General features: G+C 59.1%; 4 protein-coding genes. 3 read left to right on the plus strand and 1 reads right to left on the minus strand.

What is annotated here, in order from left to right:
• Nucleotides 1-332 precede the first annotated feature (332 nt).
• On the plus strand, nucleotides 333-764 hold the full coding sequence (locus tag OXE05_09870) for a hypothetical protein (protein MCY4437624.1): 432 nt from the start codon (nucleotides 333-335) through the stop codon (nucleotides 762-764).
• Nucleotides 765-1,453: 689 nt separating this feature from the next.
• Here OXE05_09870 and OXE05_09875 read toward each other — a convergent pair.
• Nucleotides 1,454-2,836, minus strand: a complete 1,383-nt coding sequence (locus OXE05_09875; GenBank protein MCY4437625.1) for a HEAT repeat domain-containing protein — start codon at nucleotides 2,834-2,836, stop codon at nucleotides 1,454-1,456.
• 351 nt (nucleotides 2,837-3,187) lie between these two features.
• On the opposite strand from OXE05_09875, the gene OXE05_09880 reads away from it, so the two are divergent.
• Together OXE05_09880 and OXE05_09885 are read left to right on the plus strand one after the other, a co-directional pair.
• Nucleotides 3,188-3,400 carry a hypothetical protein gene (locus OXE05_09880; protein ID MCY4437626.1) on the plus strand — a complete coding sequence of 71 codons (213 nt, stop codon included), beginning with the start codon at nucleotides 3,188-3,190 and terminating at the stop codon, nucleotides 3,398-3,400.
• A gap of 253 nt (nucleotides 3,401-3,653) precedes the next feature.
• Nucleotides 3,654-3,977: a putative quinol monooxygenase gene (locus OXE05_09885; GenBank protein MCY4437627.1), complete on the plus strand. Its 324-nt coding sequence runs from the start codon at nucleotides 3,654-3,656 to the stop codon at nucleotides 3,975-3,977.
• Nucleotides 3,978-4,376: the final 399 nt, after the last annotated feature.

Here is a 4,376-nt window from a genome sequence, read left to right on the forward strand (position 1 = left end):
ATTTAGCAATCGAGACCATCGGCGGGGGACGCAGGGTGCAAACCTTTGCTAACCGGGAGGATTGGCGGCGGGGGCAGCAATTTAGCAATCGAGACCATCGGCGGGGGACGCAGGTTGCAAACCTGCGCTACCGGGCCGGACTCGCGCTTACCGGATTCGGGTAGGAAGGCGTTTTACCTCCCAGCGCGTGTGCCGGACGTCAGATACCACTTGACACACCGCAATACGTGTGTCATATATTGGCATGTTCAGGTGTGTGGTTTGGCGCAGTTACGCCACTCAAGAAGTGTTGCGGCACCCAATACAGAACAAACCAAAGGAGGTTTGGCGGCATGGCAATTCTGCACAGAGTCTTGGCGGTGTACCTGTTTATTGTGGGCTTCTGCGCGTGGGGCTTGCTCATTGCGACGCCGCTGTACCACGACGGCTCGCCGGACTACCCGCACTGGCAGATCCTCAACTACTTCATGGCGGCAGCGGTACTGATCTTGCTCGTCAAGGGCTTCCTGATGCGGCGCGCGCATGCCCACCAGGACGGCGAGTGCCCCAACACCCTTGAGCATCTGCGCGTCAGCATCGCCTTCTACGGAACAGTAGTCCTATCCACGCTATTCTATTGGGAGTGGTTCTGGACGTTGAACCCTGAGAGCGAGACCGGCGACGCGGTGACCTCGCACCTGATTTATTTTCCAATCGTTGACTCGCTTTTCGTCGTACTCTGCCTGCTGATCGGACGCCGCTTCTGGCAAGAGGGCAGCGCGTAGGGTAGGGGCGGGTGCAACAGGACAGCACATCAATGGCGCCGTAAATCAAGAGGGACGAGAACAATGAAATTGTTCTCGTCCCTTCACTTTGCAGGACGAAGTGTGATAGTGCCCAAAGAGACCTGCCCGCATGAAGGCTTACCTCTGGCACCCAAAAGCGGGGGACAAGCCCCCGCGCTACGGGAAGGCGACCCTTCATTCTGCAATTGGCAGCGTGGAAGTGCGCAAGGGGACTTGCCCGAATGGGGGGGGTACCGCTGGCGCCCAAGAGCGGGGGACAAGCCCCCGCGCTACGGGAAGACGACCCTTCTTTCTACAATTGGCAGCGTGGAAGTGCGCTAGGGGACTTGCCCGAATGAGGGTTTACTGCTGGCGCCCAAGAGCGGGGGACAAGCCCCCGCGCTACGGGAAGGCGACCCTTCATTCTGCAATTGGCAGCGTGGAAGTGCGCTAGGGGACCTGCCCGCATGAGGGTTTTGTCTCTGGCGCCCAAGAGCGGGGGACAAGCCCCCGCGCTACGGGAAGACGACCCTTCATTCTGGATTTCGCAGCGTGGAAGAGCGCTAGTGGACTTGCCCGAATGGGGTCTTGCCTTTGGCGCCCAAGAGCGGGGGACAAGCCCCCGCGCTACGGCTAGTACGGAGGATACATCTTGTTCCAGCGCAACCTGACTTACCGCGTCAAAGAGACTAGTACAGACTGTCCTTATTGGTGGAGTAACACCACTGTGAGGTCAGCAGAAAGTGCACCAGTGCATCCTGTGCCTCCTGCGTGCCGATACGCTGCAGCGCGTGGACGGCTTTGCCGCGCACGTAGCGGTTTTCGTCATTCAGGGCGTGCGCGAGGGCAGGCGTGGCCTCTTCCGCTTTGTCGCCAATCCGCGATAGCGCCAGGGCCGCGCCGCGACGCATAAACTCGTCTTCATCGCCGAGGGCCTCGATGAGGGCCGGCACGCCGTTGGCGGAATCTTGCAGAGAGATGCCGAGCGCATCCACGGCATGGCGGCGCACCTCGATCGACTCGTCGTTGAGCGCCGCTGTCAGGGCCGGCATGACTTCATCGCCGAGATAGCCCAGGTCGGCCAGGGTCTCCACTGCCATGCAGCGCGCGCCCTCGCTCTCATCTTGGCAGGCATCCAGCAGGGCGGGCACGGCAGCCTTGCCGATGGTGCTCAGGGCGTAGCTGGCGTTGCGGCGCACGGCTTCATTCTCGTGTTGGAACGCATCGATCAAGGCGGGCACAGCCACCTCACCCATCGAGCCCAACGCATAGGCAGACGCCAGGCAGGTGGTCTCGTCGTCTACCTTGATGTTCGCGATCAACTCCGGTATCGAGCCATTCCCGTTGGCGGATGGGGAGCCGTTGTTGGCCGCGCCGGAATACCAGCGCCACATGTGACTCCACACGCCGCTAAGTTTACTATCGTCATCGGCAGGCCACTCACTGTCCTGGCTATCCCAACTCGGCTCCTGCGGCTCTTCGATGCGGGCGAACATGAACTTCATCATGTAGCGCTTCTTGTCGGTGGAGTTGCCCATGCCCCGGTGCCAGAGGTCGTAGTGGACCATCAATACGGTACCGGCCTCCACCACCACGGGGACCTCGCCCTCGGTGGTGTCCAGCCGCATGTTGAGGCCGATGGGGCCTACGAGCCAGTTGTAATAGTGGGTGCCCGGCAGCACGCCGGTCGGGCCCATCTCGACCGTCGTATCCTGCGGATAGTACATCGCCAGCAGCCAACGGGTGCGGTGGCGGCGTCGGGTAAAGGAGTCGCGGTGAATCTGCTGGCCCTCGCTGTGCGGCGGCCGGTAGTGGCAGTGGCGGTGGGGATGGACGAAGTAGTTGTTGCCGAGCACGCCCGCCAGCGCGCCGTCTACGGCCGGATCATCAAGAATCTCGCGTATGGCAGGAATCCTGGCCATGAGGTTGTTGCCGGGATTGCCATCCTCCTCGAAAAGGGCCTCCGTCTGGTTCCAAACGTCCTGATGGAACTCGCGGGGATGCCCGGTCTTGACCGCGACATACCCATTGCGGATGAAATCACGCATCTGTTCGTCGGTTAGCCGTATCATTGCCGTTCATGCCCTCCTATAGTGCGGTTGGCGGCTGTTATTGTGTCTGCGCTTCAGCGCTCTGCGCATCGGTTCTTGGGTGCCAATTGGTAGGAAGAAAATCCGATGAAGTGAGGATTTCTCTGACTCTAGTACGGTATGCGTCTGCTGTCAATGACGGCACAACTCGGGCGGCGCGAAAGGCCTTGTCCTCGCCTGTGGGGGTAGCCCAATGACGATGCTCCAGCATCATTGAGAAGAAAGAGAGTGGGTAGGTTGCGTAGGAGCTAGCGAAACGTCGGCTTACAAGTCGGAGTCCAGTCTACTAAAATGGAGCGACCACCAAACAGATCGAATGCGAGGTGACGTAAAGTGAAACAGTGTGCCTATCGCATTCGACGCGCCACCGAAGCCGACTGTCCGTCCATGGCAGAGGCACATCGCGACTCAATCCAATCGCTTTGCAGCCCGTTTCATTCCCCGGAAGTCATCGCCAACGCTGTGATCTTCTTGGTATCGGAGCAAGGAGGCTGGTTGAAGGGACAATTGCTCTACGATGGTGGTGGGCACCGCATGCACCAGTAATGTCAGGGATGGAACCGATTCATAGCAGGTCGGAAGGGAACACCGGGTTGCAGTGAAGATGGATTCCGGCGAAAGCCGGAATGACGGACTGACTTTCTCAACGACAAAACCGCAGCAATCCAAGAACCGCAAACGCTTTGCCGGCGAGCGATTGCGCCTCCTCTGCACTTTGAAGGTTCGGACGTCCCGAACTATCATAGCCGTAGCACTGGCACTCAAGACTGAAGGCTATATTTACATAAGGAGAAAGAGCATGTACATCATTGTCGCGCCAATCAAGATCAAGGAAGGCTACAGGGATGCCTTCATCGAAGCGATGTTGGGCGATGCGAAGGGTTCGGTGAATGACGAGCCCGGTTGCCTGCGGTTCGACGTGGTCCAGGACGGCGGCGACCCGAACCGCATCTGGCTCTACGAGGTCTACGTGGACGAGGCCGCGTTCCAAGCGCATCTGCAGACGCCGCACTTCATCACGTGGCGGGATACGGTCAAGGACTGGATGGAGGAGCGGCCCCCGGGAGCCGGCGCCGGAGCGGGGAGCTCCAACATCTGGCCCACGGATGACGAGTGGAAATAAGTCGTCTCGCGTGTAAGTTTCGCCATTCGCCAGCTTATTGCGGTTCCATTCACCCTTCGACAAGCTCAGGGCGAACGTTGCGCGCCCAGACAAGAAGATTGCAAACAGGCTCTTAGCGAGTACTGTATCCACTTGAATTTGCTGGACGTGGCGTTGGCTTCCCCCAGGGTCTTTCGATTGTCACCCTGAACAGAGTAAGGGTCTAAGATGTCTACAGCCAAGCAACGTTGCTTCTAGGCGAGCACCTTAGATTCCGCGTCTTTGACGAAGTCAGCGTCTTTGACGAAGTCAGCGTCTTTGACGAAGTCAGCGTCTTTGACGAAGTCAGCGTCTTTGACGAAGTCAGCGTCTTTGACGAAGTCAGCGTCTTTGACGAAGTCAGCGTCTTTGACGAAGTCA

It is taken from the genome of Chloroflexota bacterium, assembly GCA_026710945.1.
GTDB lineage: Bacteria > Chloroflexota > UBA11872 > VXOZ01 > VXOZ01 > VXOZ01.

What these genes read in the sequence shown, in the direction of transcription:
- OXE05_09875 (MCY4437625.1), bottom strand. Translation starts at nt 2,836, where the DNA reads ATGATACGGCTAACCGACGAACAGATGCGTGATTTCATCCGCAATGGG.
- OXE05_09885 (MCY4437627.1), top strand. Translation starts at nt 3,654, where the DNA reads ATGTACATCATTGTCGCGCCAATCAAGATCAAGGAAGGCTACAGGGAT.
- OXE05_09870 (MCY4437624.1), top strand. Translation starts at nt 333, where the DNA reads ATGGCAATTCTGCACAGAGTCTTGGCGGTGTACCTGTTTATTGTGGGC.